Consider the following 677-nt stretch of genomic DNA (forward strand, 5'->3'; position numbering starts at 1 on the left):
ACACCTGCTGGTGGCGCTGGCGGAGGAGGGGTCCGCGAGCGGTGCGGGCCGGGTGCTCGCCCGCCACGCCGTCACCCGCGAGGCCTTCCTCGCCGCGCTGACGCAGGTACGCGGCAACCAGCGCGTCACCTCCGCCACTCCGGAAGGGTCGTACGAGGCCCTGACGAAGTACGGGATGGACCTGGTGGAGTCGGCCCGCTCCGGTCGGCTGGACCCGGTGATCGGCCGCGACGCCGAGATCCGCCGGGTCGTCCAGATCCTGTCCCGGAAGTCGAAGAACAACCCCGTGCTGCTCGGCGAGCCCGGAGTCGGCAAGACCGCCATCGTCGAGGGCCTGGCCCAGCGCATCGTCGACGGGGACGTCCCCGAAGGCCTGCGCGAACGCACCATCTTCGCCCTGGACATGGGGCTTCTCGTCGCCGGCGCGAAGTACCGCGGTGAGTTCGAGGAGCGGCTGCAGGCGGTGCTGTCGGAGGTCAAGGCGGCGGAGGGCCGGATCCTGCTGTTCGTCGACGAACTGCACAACGTCGTCGGTGCAGGGGCGTCCGAGGGCGCGATGGACGCCGGCAACATGATCAAGCCGATGCTCGCCCGCGGCGAGCTGCACATGATCGGTGCGACCACACTCACCGAGTACCGCCAGCACGTCGAGAAGGACGCCGCACTCGAGCGCAGGT

General features: G+C 70.5%; 1 protein-coding gene. It reads left to right on the forward strand.

What is annotated here, in order from left to right; all coding sequences use genetic code 11:
- Nucleotides 1-677 (forward strand): AAA family ATPase (locus tag PKE99_RS38215; RefSeq protein WP_271215121.1); only part of this gene is annotated, 677 nt, incomplete at both ends.

The sequence above is a fragment of the Pseudonocardia halophobica genome (assembly GCF_027922425.1).
GTDB classification, from domain to species: domain Bacteria; phylum Actinomycetota; class Actinomycetes; order Mycobacteriales; family Pseudonocardiaceae; genus Pseudonocardia; species Pseudonocardia halophobica.